The sequence below is a fragment of the Paenibacillus terricola genome, from assembly GCF_014779765.1.
Classification (GTDB): Bacteria; Bacillota; Bacilli; order Paenibacillales; family Paenibacillaceae; genus Paenibacillus_T; species Paenibacillus_T terricola.
In genome coordinates this window covers 220,437-236,701 of sequence record NZ_JACXZA010000005.1, presented here as the reverse complement: position 1 = coordinate 236,701, position 16,265 = coordinate 220,437, and the positions used below count along the sequence as shown (strand labels likewise).

At 53.5% G+C, this 16,265-nt stretch carries 13 protein-coding genes; 12 read left to right on the top strand and 1 reads right to left on the bottom strand.

The window, feature by feature from the left end; all coding sequences use genetic code 11:
* The first annotated feature begins 17 nt into the window (after positions 1 to 17).
* From purS to H8B09_RS19910, 12 genes are all read left to right on the top strand, one after another.
* Positions 18 to 260: a phosphoribosylformylglycinamidine synthase subunit PurS gene (gene purS / locus H8B09_RS19965; protein ID WP_191205338.1), complete on the top strand. Its 243-nt coding sequence runs from the start codon at positions 18 to 20 to the stop codon at positions 258 to 260.
* A 3-nt stretch (positions 261 to 263) separates the two neighbouring features.
* Positions 264 to 959, top strand: a complete 696-nt coding sequence (gene purQ, locus H8B09_RS19960) for a phosphoribosylformylglycinamidine synthase subunit PurQ (RefSeq protein WP_191205337.1) — start codon at positions 264 to 266, stop codon at positions 957 to 959.
* On the top strand, positions 937 to 3,183 hold the full coding sequence (gene purL / locus H8B09_RS19955; RefSeq protein ID WP_191205336.1) for a phosphoribosylformylglycinamidine synthase subunit PurL: 2,247 nt from the start codon (positions 937 to 939) through the stop codon (positions 3,181 to 3,183). Before purQ ends, purL begins: the two co-directional genes overlap by 23 nt.
* Positions 3,168 to 4,646: an amidophosphoribosyltransferase gene (purF, locus tag H8B09_RS19950; protein WP_191205335.1), complete on the top strand. Its 1,479-nt coding sequence runs from the start codon at positions 3,168 to 3,170 to the stop codon at positions 4,644 to 4,646. Before purL ends, purF begins: the two co-directional genes overlap by 16 nt.
* Positions 4,647 to 4,695: 49 nt before the next feature.
* A complete protein-coding gene (gene purM / locus H8B09_RS19945) occupies positions 4,696 to 5,742 on the top strand; it encodes a phosphoribosylformylglycinamidine cyclo-ligase (protein WP_191205334.1) in 1,047 nt (348 codons plus the stop codon).
* Positions 5,742 to 6,350: a phosphoribosylglycinamide formyltransferase gene (gene purN, locus H8B09_RS19940; RefSeq protein ID WP_191205333.1), complete on the top strand. Its 609-nt coding sequence runs from the start codon at positions 5,742 to 5,744 to the stop codon at positions 6,348 to 6,350. Before purM ends, purN begins: the two co-directional genes overlap by 1 nt.
* A 201-nt stretch (positions 6,351 to 6,551) precedes the next feature.
* Positions 6,552 to 8,099 carry a bifunctional phosphoribosylaminoimidazolecarboxamide formyltransferase/IMP cyclohydrolase gene (gene purH / locus H8B09_RS19935; protein ID WP_191205332.1) on the top strand — a complete coding sequence of 516 codons (1,548 nt, stop codon included), beginning with the start codon at positions 6,552 to 6,554 and terminating at the stop codon, positions 8,097 to 8,099.
* Positions 8,100 to 8,225: 126 nt separating this feature from the next.
* The gene (gene purD, locus H8B09_RS19930; protein WP_191205331.1) at positions 8,226 to 9,491 is read left to right on the top strand and encodes a phosphoribosylamine--glycine ligase; all 1,266 of its coding nucleotides are present in this window, start codon (positions 8,226 to 8,228) and stop codon (positions 9,489 to 9,491) included.
* A gap of 1,214 nt (positions 9,492 to 10,705) precedes the next feature.
* The gene (locus H8B09_RS19925) at positions 10,706 to 11,524 is read left to right on the top strand and encodes an alpha/beta hydrolase (protein ID WP_191205330.1); all 819 of its coding nucleotides are present in this window, start codon (positions 10,706 to 10,708) and stop codon (positions 11,522 to 11,524) included.
* 186 nt (positions 11,525 to 11,710) lie between these two features.
* Positions 11,711 to 12,784, top strand: a complete 1,074-nt coding sequence (locus H8B09_RS19920; protein ID WP_191205329.1) for a DUF3048 domain-containing protein — start codon at positions 11,711 to 11,713, stop codon at positions 12,782 to 12,784.
* Positions 12,785 to 12,967: 183 nt separating this feature from the next.
* On the top strand, positions 12,968 to 13,579 hold the full coding sequence (locus H8B09_RS19915; RefSeq protein ID WP_191205328.1) for a DUF47 domain-containing protein: 612 nt from the start codon (positions 12,968 to 12,970) through the stop codon (positions 13,577 to 13,579).
* 21 nt (positions 13,580 to 13,600) lie between these two features.
* Positions 13,601 to 14,602 (top strand): inorganic phosphate transporter, encoded by a 1,002-nt coding sequence (locus H8B09_RS19910; protein WP_191205327.1) that lies wholly within the window; start codon positions 13,601 to 13,603, stop codon positions 14,600 to 14,602.
* Positions 14,603 to 14,667: 65 nt separating this feature from the next.
* On the opposite strand, the gene cls is transcribed toward H8B09_RS19910, so the two are convergent.
* Positions 14,668 to 16,113, bottom strand: coding sequence for a cardiolipin synthase (gene cls / locus H8B09_RS19905; protein ID WP_191205326.1), 1,446 nt, complete (start codon positions 16,111 to 16,113; stop codon positions 14,668 to 14,670).
* Between the last annotated feature and the right edge of the window lie 152 nt (positions 16,114 to 16,265).

Below are 16,265 nucleotides of genomic sequence, written 5' to 3'. Positions count from 1 at the left end.
TTAGGAGGAATTTCCCAATGAAAGCAAAGGTTTACGTTACGATCAAAGAAAACGTATTGGACCCGCAAGGAACGGCAGTCCAAGGCGCACTCCATACGATGGGCTTCGCAGAAGTAGGCGGCGTACGTATCGGCAAATACCTCGAGCTTGAACTGGACACGAACGATAAAACGGAAGCGGAAGCACGCGTAAAGGCAATGTGCGAGAAGCTGCTGGCTAACGTTGTTGTTGAAGACTATCGTGTTGAACTGGAGGGCTAAGACGTGAAATTTGCGGTACTCGTATTTCCAGGCTCCAACTGCGACATCGACTGCTACAAAGCAGTAGAAGATACAATCGGCCAGAAGGTCGACTTCGTATGGCATACAGCGACGGACCTGTCCGGCTATGACGCAATTCTCGTACCAGGCGGCTTCTCCTACGGCGACTACCTGCGCTGCGGCGCTATCGCTCGCTTCGCTCCTGTAATGAACGAAGTAATCAAAGCTGCTGAGCAAGGCAAATTCGTTCTCGGCATTTGCAACGGATTCCAGATCTTGACGGAAGCCGGCCTGCTGCCAGGCGTACTGCGCCGCAACGAGAACCTCAAGTTCCGCTGCCACAGCGCGCTGCTCGAAGTTGTGAACAACAACACGGCATTCACGAATCAATACAACGAAGGCGAGATCATCGACATTCCGATCGCGCACGGCGAAGGCAACTACTACTGCGATGACGAGACGCTGGCGAAGCTTCAATCGAACAACCAGATCGTCTTCCGTTACAAAGCGGGCGCTAACCCGAACGGCTCGATTGATGACATCGCAGGCATTAGCAACGAGCGCGGCAATGTGGTCGGCATGATGCCTCACCCAGAGCGTGCGATCGCTGATATTCTTGGTTCGGCAGACGGCAAACGGATGTTTACGTCGATTTTGAATGCATGGAGGGAACAACATGGCGCAGCAGTTAACGGCTAAGGAGCCAACAGCACAACAGATCGTTGATCAGAAGATTTATCAGCAATTCGGTGTGAGCGACTATGAATTCGAGCTTATCTGCGGATTCTTGGGCCGCCTGCCTAACTATACAGAGATCGGCGTATTCAGCGTTATGTGGTCGGAACACTGCGCGTACAAGAACTCCAAGCCGATTCTGAAGAAGTTCCCAATCACGGGACCGAAAGTTCTGATGGGTCCGGGCGAAGGCGCCGGCATCGTGGACATCGGCGACAACCAAGCGGTTGTATTCAAAATCGAATCGCATAACCACCCGTCGGCAGTTGAGCCTTACCAAGGCGCAGCAACGGGCGTAGGCGGCATTATCCGCGACATTTTCTCCATGGGTGCTCGTCCGATCGCGTCGCTTAACAGCCTCCGTTTCGGTCGTCTTGAGAATGATCGCGTTAAATATTTGTTCGAGAACGTTGTCAGCGGCATCGCTGGCTACGGCAACTGTATCGGTATTCCTACAGTTGGCGGAGAAGTCATGTTCGACGAAAGCTACGAAGGCAATCCGCTCGTTAACGCGATGTGCGTTGGCCTCATCGATCACGATAAAATCCAACGCGGTGTAGCGAAGGGTGTAGGCAATCCGGTATTCTACGTTGGTCCAGCAACGGGCCGCGACGGTATCCACGGTGCAACATTCGCATCCGTTGAGCTGTCGGAAGAATCCGAAGAGAAGAAAACGGCTGTACAAGTCGGCGACCCGTTCATGGAGAAGCTCGTTATGGAAGCTACGCTCGAGCTGATCAACTCCGGTATCGTTCTCGGTATCCAGGACATGGGCGCTGCAGGTCTGACATGCTCCAGCTCCGAGATGGCATCGAAGGCAGGCAACGGCCTCGAGCTGTACCTCGACCAAGTGCCGCAACGCGAGAAGGACATGACGCCTTACGAAATGATGCTCTCCGAGTCGCAAGAACGTATGTTGTTCGTTGTAACGCCTGAGAATGAAGCACAAGCACAAGAAATCTTCGATCGTTGGGGCGTTATCTGCGCGAAGGTCGGTAAAGTAACGGACGACGGTCGTCTCCGCCTGTTCCACAAAGGCGAGCAAGTAGCCGACATGCCGGTTAAAGCACTCGTTGACGAGTGCCCGGTTTACAACAAACCGTCCCAAGAGCCTGCATACTATGCAGCGAACGCGAAGATCGATACGACTGCTTACCCAGAAGTAACGGATCTGACGGGCGCGCTGAAGCAAGTGCTCGGATCGCCGACGGTAGCAAGCAAAGAGTGGGTTTACAACCAATACGACTACATGGTTCGCACGAGCACGGCTGTTCAGCCAGGTTCGGACGCAGCGGTTGTAACGATTCGCGGCACGCGCAAAGCGCTCGCGATGACGACGGACTGCAACGGTCGTTACGTATACCTCGATCCAGAAGTGGGCGGACGTATCGCAGTAGCGGAAGCATCCCGCAACATCGTTTGCTCCGGCGCTGAGCCGCTCGCGGTTACGGACAACCTGAACTTCGGCTCCCCTGAGAAGCCTGAAGTGTTCTGGCAGATCGAGAAAGCGGCAGACGGCATGAGCGAAGCTTGCGTAACGCTCGAAACGCCGGTTATCGGCGGCAACGTCTCCCTGTACAACGAGAATGCAAAAGGCGCGATCTACCCAACGCCGGTTATCGGCATGGTTGGTCTCGTGCACGACATTGATCATATTACGACGCAATCGTTCAAATCCGAAGGCGACGTTATCGTCCTCCTCGGCGAGACGAAAGCAGAGATGGGCGGCAGCGAGCTGCAATACGTCCTGCAAGGCAAGACAGAAGGCCGTCCGCCGCAAATCGACCTCGCAGTCGAGAAGCGCACCCAGAACGCAGTGCTCGAAGCAATCCGCGCTGGCCTCGTCGCTTCGGCGCATGACCTGAGCGAAGGCGGTCTGGCTGTAGCAGTAGCAGAATCGTGCTTCGGTACGGGACTCGGCGCTAGCGTTAATGTAGCAACGGAGCTTCGCGCTGACCATGCACTGTTCAGCGAATCGCAATCGCGTATTCTTCTTACGGCTAAGGCTGACAAAGCAGCTGAGCTTCAGGCGCTTCTGAAAGAGCGTGGCGTAGTGAACGCAGCAATCGGTACGGTAACGGCAGCAGCAACGCTGAACATTCAAGTGAACGGCAACCAAGGCGTCAACGCGCCGGTTGAACAACTGGAGAAGGTCTGGAAGGAAGCGATCCCATGTCTCATGAAGTGAAGCAGCTAACGCTGTGGACCGGAGACCATTATAACGAAGGCATTGGACGAGACGATATTTTTGACAAATTGCGTGAGGAGTGCGGCGTGTTCGGGGTATTCAATTGCCCGAACGCTGCCTCCCTTTCCTACTATGGGCTGCATGCACTGCAGCACCGTGGCGAGGAAAGCTCGGGCATTTGTACGGTTGAGGGTGACAACCCGCGTAACTTCAATTATCACCGCGGCATGGGCCTGGTGAAAGAAGTGTTCACGCAGGATGTACTGAGCACACTGACGGGCGACCGCTCGATCGGTCACGTTCGTTACTCGACAGCTGGTGAGAGCAAGCTGGCGAACGCTCAGCCGCTCATCTTCAAATACCGTGATGGCGACCTTGCAATCGCAACGAATGGTAACCTTGTGAACGCGCCTGAGATTCGTCAGGAGCTCGAGCGCAAAGGCTCGATCTTCCAGACGTCGAGCGACACGGAAGTTATCGCTCACTTGATCGCACGTTCGGATAAGGACTTTGTCGAGGCAGCTCGTGACGCGCTTCAGCGTGTTATCGGCGGTTTCGCATTCCTGATCATGACGAACGACAAACTGATTGTCGCATCAGATACGAACGGCTTGCGTCCTCTTGCGATGGCGAAGCTAGGCGACGGTTATGTGTTCTCTTCGGAAACATGCGCATTCGAGGTTGTTGGCGCTGAGTTCGTTCGCGACATTATGCCAGGCGAAATGCTGGTATTGGATCGCGACGGCATGCGTGAAGAGCGTTTCGCGAAAGCAGAGCGCAAAGCGGTATGCGCGATGGAGTACATCTATTTTGCTCGCCCGGACAGCGATATTCATGGTGCCAACCTGCATATGACGCGTAAGAAGATGGGTCAACGTCTGGCGCTTGAGTCTTTTGTTGATGCAGACATCGTAACTGGCGTTCCGGATTCTTCGATTTCGGCAGCTATCGGTTATGCGGAGCAGACGGGCATTCCTTACGAGCTTGGACTTATCAAAAATAAATATACAGGTCGGACGTTCATCCAGCCTTCTCAAGAGCTTCGCGAGAAGGGCGTCAAGATGAAGTTGTCCGCCGTTCGCAAGATCGTTGAAGGCAAACGCGTCGTTATGATCGATGACTCGATCGTACGCGGCACGACATCGCTTCGCATCGTTAACCTGCTTCGCGAAGCAGGCGCGACGGAAGTGCATGTACGCATTACTTCGCCTCCATTTGCAAACCCTTGCTACTATGGTATCGATACGCCAGACCGCAAGGAGCTCATCGCATCGTCGAAGACGGTCGAAGAGATTCGCAAGGCGATCAACGCGGATTCGCTTTATTTCTTAAGCGGCGATGGCTTGGTAGATACGGTTGGCATCGGCAACGATATCGAAGACAGCGGCCTGTGCATGGCTTGCTTCAACAACCACTACCCGACACCGGTTGACGAGTCGTCGGACAAGAGCTGCAGCTGTTAATACAACCCGATTAGCGGGTATACGATCGAACGATAAGGAGTGACTGTTGGTGTCATCTGAAGCTTATAAAGAAGCCGGCGTCGATATCGCGGCAGGCAATGAAGCAGTCGAACGGATGAAGAAGCATGTGAAACGGACGTTCCGCCCGGAAGTGCTGACCGATCTCGGCGGTTTCGGCGGCCTGTTCGGACTGAACAAGGATAAATACGAGGAGCCAGTTCTCGTATCCGGTACTGACGGCGTCGGTACGAAGCTGAAAATCGCTTTTGCGATGGACAAGCATGACACGATCGGTATCGATGCGGTCGCTATGTGCGTGAACGATATTATCGTGCAAGGCGCTGAGCCGCTCTTCTTCCTCGACTACCTCGCATGCGGCAAGGTAGAGCCAGAGAAGATCGAAGCTATCGTCAAAGGCATCGCAGACGGCTGCCAACAAGCAGGCTGCGCGTTGATCGGCGGCGAGACGGCAGAGATGCCAGGCATGTACCAAGGCGAAGAATATGATATCGCAGGCTTCACGGTTGGTATCGTAGACAAGAAGAAAATTATCGACGGCACGACGATCGCTCCTGGCGATGCGATTATCGGCGTAGCATCGAGCGGCATTCACAGCAACGGCTACTCGCTCGTTCGCCGTCTGCTGCTTGAGCAAAGCGGCTACAGCCTGCAGGACGCGCTTCCTGAGCTGGATGGCGCGAAGCTGGGCGACGTACTGATCGAACCAACAAAGATATATGTAAAATCCGCACTGGCGCTTGCAGAGCAAGTAACGGTTAAGGGTATGGCGCACATTACGGGCGGCGGTTTCATCGAGAACATCCCGCGCGTACTGCCAGACGGCGTGAACGTGAACGTTGAATACGGCTCGTGGCCAATTCAACCGATCTTCAACCTGATGCAGGCTAAAGGCTCCATCACGAACCGCGACATGTTCACGACGTTCAACATGGGCATCGGCCTCGTAGTCGTTGTTCCTGCTGATCAAGCGGACAAAGCGCTTAGCGTTCTGGCTGATCTAGGCGAGAAAGCTTACCGGATCGGCGACGTTACAGCGGGCAACCGCATCGTGACGTTCACGGGGGCAGAAGTCTAATGAGCAAATTGCGTGTTGCTGTATTTGCATCCGGCCAGGGCACGAACTTTCAAGCGCTGGCTGATGCGGTACGGGATCAAAAGCTCGATGTGACCATCGAGCTTTTGGTTTGCGATAAACCTTCGGCGCCTGTCGTTGAGCGGGCGCGTCTTGCTGGCGTAGACACATTCGTGTTCAAGCCGAAGGACTATCCATCCCGTGAAGCCTACGAGGCGGAGATCGTTGCGGAGCTGGAGCGCCGCGGCGTCGAGCTCATCGTATTGGCAGGTTACATGCGGATTGTGACATCAACGCTTGTTGAGCCATATTATGGCCGCATGATCAACATCCATCCTTCATTGCTGCCGGCATTCCCGGGCGTGAACGGCATTGGACAAGCTTACGAATATGGCGTGAAGCTGACAGGCGTTACCGTTCACTATGTGGATGGCGGGCTGGACAGCGGACCAATCATCGCGCAGCGGACTGTCGAGGTAGAGCAGGACGATACGGAAGCGTCACTCGCGCAGCGGATTCACGCGACAGAGCAGACACTGTTCCCTTGGGTCGTGGCGCAAATCGCCGCAGGCCGGGTCGCGCTCGACGGACGCCGCGTGACGATTGGGTAAACTCGCGGACTTAGGTGCAGAAGTGCACCTAATGTGCGCGAAGGCGCCGCGTGTGGCTGAATTAGGTGCAGAAATGCACCTAATGAGCGTGTAGGCAGCACTGCAGCGTGGCGTTACCCAGTGAGCAAGCAGAATTAAGACGATAACGGTGCGTATGGCATCGTTGCGATATATTAAGATTTTTGAAGGAGGGCCATGAAATTGGCTATTCGCAGAGCGTTAATTAGTGTATCGGACAAAACAGGTATCGTAGACTTCTCCCGTGAGCTTGCAGCATTGGGCGTTCAACTCATCTCGACAGGCGGTACGAAGACGCTGCTCGAGAAAGAAGGCGTACCGGTAATCGGTATCTCCGAAGTAACAGGCTTTCCCGAAATTCTCGACGGCCGCGTGAAGACGCTGCACCCTGCTGTACACAGCGGCTTGCTCGCTGTCCGTGACAGCGAAGAGCACCAACAAGCAATGAAGGACCTCGGCCTTGACTACATCGACATCGTTATCGTTAACCTGTACCCATTCGCAGAGACGATCGCGAAGCCAGACGTAACGTATGAGGATGCAATCGAGAACATCGATATCGGCGGTCCGACGATGCTTCGTTCGGCAGCGAAGAACCATGCCTTCGTATCGGTAGTTGTTGACGCAGCTGACTACGCGACAGTACTGGAAGAAGTCAAAGCTGGCGGCGACACGACGCTCGAGACGCGCAAACGTCTCGCAGCCAAAGTATTCCGTCACACAGCGGCATACGACTCCCTCATCGGCGACTACCTGTCCAAGCTTCTTGGCGATCCGATGCCTGAGAAGTACACGGTAACGTACGAGAAAGTACAAGACCTTCGTTATGGCGAGAACCCGCACCAGAAGGCTGCTTTCTACCGCAAACCGCTTGCACAAGATGGCAACATCACGACGGCAGAGCAGCTGCACGGCAAAGAGCTGTCGTACAACAACATCAATGACGCGAACGCTGCACTGGCTATCGTGAAGGAATTCAACGAGCCTGCAGTTGTAGCTGTTAAACATATGAACCCTTGCGGCGTTGGCATCGGTGCTGACATCCATGAGGCTTACCAAAAAGCATACGCAGCAGACCCAACGTCGATCTTCGGCGGTATCGTTGCGGCGAACCGTACGATCGGCGCTGACACGGCTCAACTGCTGAGCGAGATTTTCCTCGAGATCATCATCGCGCCGGACTTCACGCCAGAAGCGCTCGAAGTGTTGACGAAGAAGAAGAACATCCGCCTGCTCAAGCTGGGCGAGCTGCAAGCGGCTGGCGAGCGCAAGCCAGAGCTGCTCGTAACGTCGGTTGACGGCGGCATGCTCGTTCAAGAAAGCGACGTTCACTCCCTGACGGAAGCGGACCTGCAAGTCGTAACGAACCGCAAGCCAACCGAAGAAGAGCTGAAACAGCTGCTGTTCGGATGGAAAGTTGTGAAGCACGTGAAATCGAACGCGATTCTGCTCGCGAAGGACAACATGACGATCGGCGTTGGCGCAGGCCAAATGAACCGTGTCGGCGCAGCGAAGATCGCAATCGAGCAAGCTGGCGAGAACGCACAAGGCGCTGCATTGGCGTCCGATGCATTCTTCCCAATGGGCGATACGGTTGAAGCGGCTGCTAAAGCCGGCATCACGGCAATCATCCAACCAGGCGGCTCGGTCAAAGACCAAGAGTCGATCGATGCAGCGAACAAGCACAACATCGCAATGGTGTTCACGAGCGTTCGTCACTTCAAGCACTAAGATTACATCTAAGCTCACAGAACATGACATACGGAGGGACGCTATGCGCGGCATGGCGTCCATTCGTTCATTTAAACGAGAGAAATAATCGAGCATATTGCGCAAAAACTTATAGGAGGGCTTTTCATGCGGATTCTAGTTATTGGCGGCGGCGGACGCGAGCACGCGATCGTCTGGGCGCTTCAGAAGAGCGAGAGAGTGAAGGAAGTTTTCTGTGCACCGGGCAACGCCGGTATCGCACAGCTGGCGGAATGTGCGCCAATCAAAGTGAATCAGTTCGATGAGCTGATCGCGTATGCACAGAACAAGCAAGTTGATCTTGTCTTCGTTGGTCCAGATGACCCGCTTGCAGCGGGCATCGTCGATGCTTTCGAGGCGGCTGGCATTCCGACATACGGTCCGCGTAAGAATGCAGCAGAAATAGAAGGCAGCAAGATTTTCATGAAAAATTTGCTCAGAAAGTATAACATTCCTACGGCGAAGTACGAGACGTTCACGGACTTCGAAACAGCGCTCGCATACCTGCGTCAACAGGAAGCGCCAATCGTTGTTAAGTCGGACGGCCTTGCTGCCGGCAAAGGCGTTACGGTTGCAGCTACACTCGAAGAAGCGGAAGAAGCACTCCGCTCGATGATGTTGGACAAGGTGTTCGGCAACTCCGGCAACAGTGTCGTTATTGAGGAGTTCCTGGCAGGCGAAGAAATGTCGATCCTCGCGTTTGTTGACGGCGAAACGGTACGCGCAATGTCGCCAGCACAAGACCACAAGCAAGTATTCGATAACGATAAAGGCCCGAACACGGGCGGCATGGGTACATACTCGCCATTGCCGCATATCGAGCAGTCGATTATCGATGATGCGATCGAGAACATCATTAAGCCAACAGCAAAAGCAATGGTTAGCGAAGGTCGTCCGTTCCGCGGCGTTCTGTTCGCAGGTCTGATGATGACGAAGAACGGCGTGAAGACGATCGAGTTCAACGCACGAATGGGCGATCCTGAGACGCAGGTTGTATTGCCACGTCTGAAGACGCCACTGTTCGATATCGTTGAAGCATCGATGAACGGCACGCTTGCTGACCTCCCGATCGAGTGGAGCGACGAGGCTCACGTATGCGTCGTTATGGCATCGGAAGGCTATCCGGCGTCGTATCCAACAGGCCGCGCCATCGAAGGTATCGCAGCAGCAGAAGCGCAAGGCGCTCTTGTCTTCCACGCTGGTACAGCAACGAAGGACGGCCAGCTCGTAACGAGCGGCGGACGCGTACTCGGCGTTGTCGGTCGCGGCCGCGACATCGCAGAAGCTCGCACGCGCGCGTACGAAGCCGTCAGCGTCATCAACTTTGAAGGCGCCCACTCGCGTACAGATATCGCAATGAAAGCTCTCCGCTAGGAGACAGGGGCCCCGCCCCTTTAGACCCCGTACGTGACTGAAAAATGAAGATTCTCTACCCACCCAAACCCTCGGGATCTCTACCCACTCAAACTCTCCCTGCAAGGGAGGGCCCCATGGGTTTCCAACCCCTGGACCCCGGAAGGGGATGGAGGGCGAACAGAGGCGCGTGCAATTTACTACGTGCTAAGAGTCGCGTGACCCTTCGGGTCACAACTTCTGGTTGGTGCGGTGATATAAGAAGCGTTGCGGAGCAACGCCTGTTCCAACACAAAAGCCAGCAGTTCTCGTACCAGCTCTAATGAGCTGATACGGACTGCTGGCTTTTTTGTTGTCATCGAGACGTGTGCCCCAAAGGGGCATACGTCTCCAAGCACGTCGTACCACCCGTCAGCCTCAGTTATGCCACCGACCCCTTCCGGGGTCCAGGGGGCGGCAGCCCTATGGAGTCCTCCCTTGCAGTGATGGAGGACTTTAGAGCTCGAAAGAAAGCTGTGCCCCGCAAGGGGCACGCGTCCCCAAGCACGCAGTCAACTCACTCGCGCCTCAGTTCCGCTAACATCCCCTTCCGGGGTCCAGGGGGTGGTAGCCCCATGAAGTCCTCCCTTGCAGTGATGGAGGACTTTAGAGCTCGAAAGAAAGCTGTGCCCCGCAAGGGGCATGCGTCCCCAAGCACGCAGTCAACTCACTCGCGCCTCAGTTCTGCTACCATCCCCTTCCGGGGTCCAGGGGGCGGGAGCCCCATGGGGCCCTCCCTTGCAGGGAGGGTTTGGGTGGGTAGAACAATTGGTTTTAAGATGTAGAAAATTGATGTTGATATTGAAAGGGGGGGTTCCAGGGGCGCAGCCCTTGGGATTACTGATTACTCTTTATAAAAGAGTGAATTCCGATTCGACAACACGAAGACGATAGCAATGATTAGGCCGATGACCAGCCCAGTCGATATCCAATGATCCATAAGCCAATGAATCCATACGGGCATAGCAGTACCTCCCTTAGTTGAGCACATCTGTACCGTTAGTATGAGCGCCTATTGAAAACCTATCCATTATCCGTTGACAACGATGCGAAGGGATGGTATTCTGAAATCAGTTAATTCATACTATACGGGTAGGAATAATAGTTAAATGAAAATGAATTGAAATGATGATCGGAAATTTGGCTCAAGCTAGAGTGGAGAACGATATGAACAAGCGGATTGGCGGAGGTGCGACATGGAGAAGCAATTATTGCTGAAACATGAGGATTTGAATTTGACGGCAACCTTGCATTATCCGACGGGGGAAGGCGCGTCGGAGGGCAAGAGTCAGGCGATTATTATATGCCACGGTTTCGTGGGCAATCGGATCGGGGTAGATCGGCTGTTCGTGAAAGCGGCAAGAGCGTTGGCGGCAGCGGGCTCGTATGTACTGCGTTTCGACTATGGCGGCAGCGGCGAAAGCGATGGCAACTACGGAGAGCTCGGATTGGATTCGATGATCGCTCAGACGCGTACAGCGATTGATTATGTCACTTCGATGGATGCGGTCGACTTGCAGCGAGTCGTTCTAATCGGGCATTCATTAGGCGGTGCAACAGCGCTGCTGACGGCTGTTCGCGATCGCCGAGTGAAACGGCTTGTGCTCTGGTCGCCGGTTGCCTATCCGTTTAATGATATCGTTCGTATCGTTGGTCGCAGCGGGTATGACGAGTCGATCGAGAAGGGCAGCACGGATTATACGGGTTACTCGCTCAAGCCGGCATTTTTCAACTCCTTACAAGAGCATCAACCTTTCATAGAAGCGAAGAAATTCGGAGGCGACGTCCTGCTCGTCCATGGCACGAGCGACGATGTTATTCCGGCGGACTACAGCTTCCTGTATCAGAAAGTGTTCTGGACGCGGAGCGACGGGATTTGCGACAAAGAAATTATTTTTCAAGCGAATCATACGTACTCGACGCGCAAACACCAGGAAGAAGCAATTAATGTGACGCGCAACTGGCTCATCGGTCTGGACCGCCGTCATGAAGAGTGGCATCATTGGAGCATATAGAGAGATAGCTAACGCTTCATAAACTAATATAGGGTTGCAAAGAGCCGTTCTCGGATTCGGGGGCGGCTTTTTGGCGTCCTCCCGTAAACCGAACCTGTCGCCCCACAAGACAAGCTGTCTACTTTTGTGGTTAAATGGAAACAAAGAGTGTTATTTCCTACAAGAAGCGAAGGGTGGATCATGAGGATGATGACGAAACGAGCGCATCAAATAGCAGCATTATTGCTCGTAGCTGCACTTGGATTGACCGCTTGCGGATCGAGTAGCAAAGGGGGCACGAAATCGACGGTGACGGACCCAGCTCCTTCCGATACGCAGCAGCAGACGAATACGACGTCGGAGCCGCCTGCTCCGGTATCTTCGCTCATTGCTCCACTGACCGGCCTGCCGGCTGATCAAGAGCTGAAGCAGCGGCCTATTGCCGTAAGCGTGAACAATTTCAAAGCCGCAAGACCGCAATCCGGCCTGACGCAGGCGGATATCGTGTGGGAAGTGCTCGCAGAAGGCGGCATTACTCGGCTTATTGCGGTGTTCCAGAGCTCAACGTTCACGGACCCGATTGGTCCGATTCGCAGCATCCGTCCTTATTTGATCGACATTGCGGAATCCTACAAGTCCGTTATCGTACACGCTGGCGCAAGCACAGATGCCTACGACTTGCTGCAGCATCATAACAAGGACTATCTTGATGAAATTACGAACGCAGGCCCATACTATTGGCGTGATAAGACACGTAAGGCGCCGCACAACCTCTATTCTGATCTGACCAAAATGCGCGCAGGCGCCGACAAGAAGAAGTACCAGGCCGAAGTGACGATTCCGACGGTGCCTTTTGCTGCTGAAGGCGCAGGCGCCTATGACGGTCCGGCAACGAACATCGACATTAAGTTCCTGCTCGAAGACTACAAAGTCAGCTACGCTTACGATGCTGCTAAGAATCTCTACATGCGCTCCATTAATGGAGAGCCCCATATCGATAAGAACAATGATGAACAGCTGTCTGCAGCGAATGTCGTTGTGCTTGGCGCCGACCATAAGACGCTGGACGATTACGGCCGGCTTGGCGTGAATTTGACCAGCGGCGGCAAAGCCGTCTTGTTCCAGAACGGACAAGCCGTTGCATGCGAATGGACGCGTCAAGGCACGGATATCATCCGTATTATGAAGGATGGCAAGGAGCTGCCAATGCTGCCGGGTCATACTTATTATCACATCGTTCCGAACAATCCGACGTTCGAGAAACATTTGGTATATGGGTGAAATTTGTCGATTCGGGGAAGACTGTAAAAAGTAACGGCAAAACGTTAAAAAGTTTTGTTAACGGAATGTTAAATCATTTACGAAAACTTAACATATGCCATTCTGGCGTGTTAAAATATACAACGGTCAAGTAATTCGGCGCGTTACGTAATACACTTTCCGAATCGACGAAGGAGATCGAGCATGTTCAAGAAGAAAGATATCTTTTTTAGAACGTTAGAGGAGATGGCAGATACACTCGTTGTTGCTGTGGAATATTTCAGCGATAACGTCTCGAAGCTGCAGGATGTGAGTGCATTCGCTAAGCAGATGAAGCAATACGAGACACAATGCGACAAATATACGCATACGATTCTGACAGAACTCAACAAAACGTTCATTACGCCAATCGAGCGCGAGGACATTATGGCTCTCACCAAATCGCTCGACGATGTGCTCGACGGCATCGAGGCATGCGCTTCGCGTTTCGAGATGTACCAGATCAAGGAGCATGACGAATATATCTCCTTGTTCGCGGACAACATCGTTCGCTGTACGCATCAGATCAAGAAAGCGATCTATCTGCTGACGCAGAAGAAGCTGCTTGCGATGCGCGAACCGAACATTGCCATTAATGAGCTGGAGAACCAAGCGGATGATCTGCTGCGGGTGAGCATTACGAGCCTGTTCAGCAACGTGAAAGATCCGATTGAGCTTATTAAGCGGAAAGAAATTTACGAACGGCTCGAACAAACGACCGACTACTGCGAGGACGTCGCCAACACCCTCGAATCGATCATTATGCGTAACAGCTAACGAGGGGCAGGGCGATAACGGATGGATACAACCTATGTAATTCTCGCAATCGTAGTTATTTTAGCGCTTGGTTTCGACTTTATTAACGGATTTCATGATACAGTAAATGCAATTGCGACGACCGTGTCGACTCGTGCACTTAAGCCGCGTATAGCCATTATGCTTGCAGCAACGATGAACCTTGTCGGCGCGTTGACCTTCACAGGGGTAGCGAAGACGATTGGCGGCAAGGTGGCAGACCCGATGACCTTACAGCACGGGGAGCAGATCGTCATCGCAGCGCTTATTTCGGCGATATTGTGGAACCTGCTGACGTGGGCGCTGGGCATTCCTTCGTCCTCTTCCCATACGTTGATCGGCTCCCTCGCTGGCGCCGTAATCTCGGCGGAAGGCTTCGACGGCATCAATGCCGGCGGCTTCACGAGTATCGTACAAGGTCTTATTCTATCGCCGATCATTGCATTCTCCATAGGCTTCGTTGTGATGTGGCTGTTCAAAGTCATATTCGCGAATCAAAGCCCGCACCAGCTGAACAAAGGATTCCGGACAGGTCAGATTCTGACTGCGGCACTCCAATCGTTCGCACACGGTACGAATGATGCACAGAAGGCGATGGGTATTATCGTATTCGCGCTCATGTCGGCGAATATTCAGGAGACCGATAACGTTCCGCTGTGGGTCAAGCTGTCGGCAGCGGTTGCGATGGCTCTCGGTACGTCGATCGGCGGCTGGAAGATTATTAAGACGATGGGAACGAAGATTTTCAAAATCGAACCGATCAACGGTTTCGCGGCGGACATTACGTCCTTCGGCGTTATTATGACGGCTACGATCACGAAGTTCCCTGTCAGCTCGACGCATGTTATTACGTCAGCTATTCTCGGCGTAGGCAGCGCGAAGCGCTTCTCCAGCGTGAAGTGGGGCGTAGCAGGCAAGATCGTCGTATCGTGGATCATTACGATTCCGATCTCGATGGTGGTTGCGGCTGGCGTGTTCCAGGTTATTAAATTCTTGTTCCTCTAAAATAAAAACCGTGCATCGTCACATTGTGACGGGCACGGTTTTTTGCTGTAACGATAGATGTTATCTCACAGGATCGGTGACACAAGCTTCGAGATCGACTCGTTGAACTTGCTCCAAGCCGAACGATTGTTGTAATCCTCTAGCGTGAACGGTTCGCTCTCCTCGACATCGTGCCAGTAAATCTCCTCCAGACGCTGCGCGGTCGGCTGATCGTAAATAATCGCGTTCACCTCGAAGTTGAGCTTCAAGCTCCGAATGTCGAAGTTCGCTGTTCCTATGGAGGAGATCTTGCCGTCGACGACCATCATTTTGGCATGAAGGAAGCCGTTCGTATAGAGGTAGCACTTGATGCCGTTGCTCAGCAGCTCGCCGACATAATAACGGGACGCCCAATGGACGAACATGTGGTCCGCGAGCTTCGGCAGCATGATATGAATTTGCACACCGGACAAAGCAGCGACGCGGAGTGCGCTGAGCAAGCTTTCGTCCGGGATAAAATACGGCGTCTGCAGCAGAATCGTCCGCTTGGCCGAATGGATCATATTGAGCAGCGCGTTCTCGATATGGAACGACTGACTGCTCGGTCCGCCGGCGACGAACTGGATCGGCAGCCGATGCTTCGTATTCGGCAACCGCAGCGGTCCAGGCAGGCCTTGAATCTTCTGGTTCGTCGCCAGGTTCCAGTCCATCAGGAACAGCCTTTGCAGCGATGGTACACCCTCGCCGATCAGCCGAATATGCGTATCGCGCCAATTGCCGAAGCGGCGATCGAGACCAACGTATTCGTTGCCGACATTAAAGCCGCCGGTGTAGGCGATGAGCCCATCGATAATAACGATTTTGCGATGGTTCCGGTAATTGATCCGATAGTTCAAGTATGGGATGCGAGAAGGGAAGAAGGCTGCTCGTTCACCGCCCGCCGCATCAAAGGATCTGAAGAACTTGGTGTTCAGCTTGCGCGAACCAATATCATCGTACAGCAGACGTACCTGAACGCCTTCCTTCGCTTTGACGATCAGCGCGTCACGGATTTTGCGGCCCCAATCATCATTGTTGAAAATATAATATTGCATAAAGATGCTGTGCTTCGCTTCAGCGATATCGTTCAACAGCCGTTCGAACTTGGAGAGCCCGTCGGTGAAGAAATCAATCTCATTATGAAGCGTCAGCATGGCGCGGGCGCTTGTCAGATTCAGCTCGATCAGCTTGCGATGCTCCGCGATCGTACCGTCATCGTCGCCAGGCCAGCCCTCCGCCAGCATTTGCTCCTGCTCCGCGACGAGCGACAGCAGCGCTGTCTGATCCCGCTTGTCGAAGCGGTAGAGCTTGCGTCTGCGCAAATTTTGCCCCAGGATCATATACAGCACGAAGCCGAGCACAGGTACGAACAGCAGTACCATGAGCCACGACCAAGTAGCCGCAACATTGCGCCGTTCCATGAAGACGACAACGATAGCGAGCAGTATATTGATAGGCAATAAAAGTAAAGTAAGATCGGTGTTCCATGTCATGGATTGATGCTCCCTGTGAATTATGCATGATATGGTAGGAATAGCGTTGCACATTGCATCTTACCTATTTTCGGTAAAGGCGTCAAGAATGATACGTCATTAAGGGAGTAAGCGGGATGTAATTGCAAAACGAATGTTGACAACGCTTACAA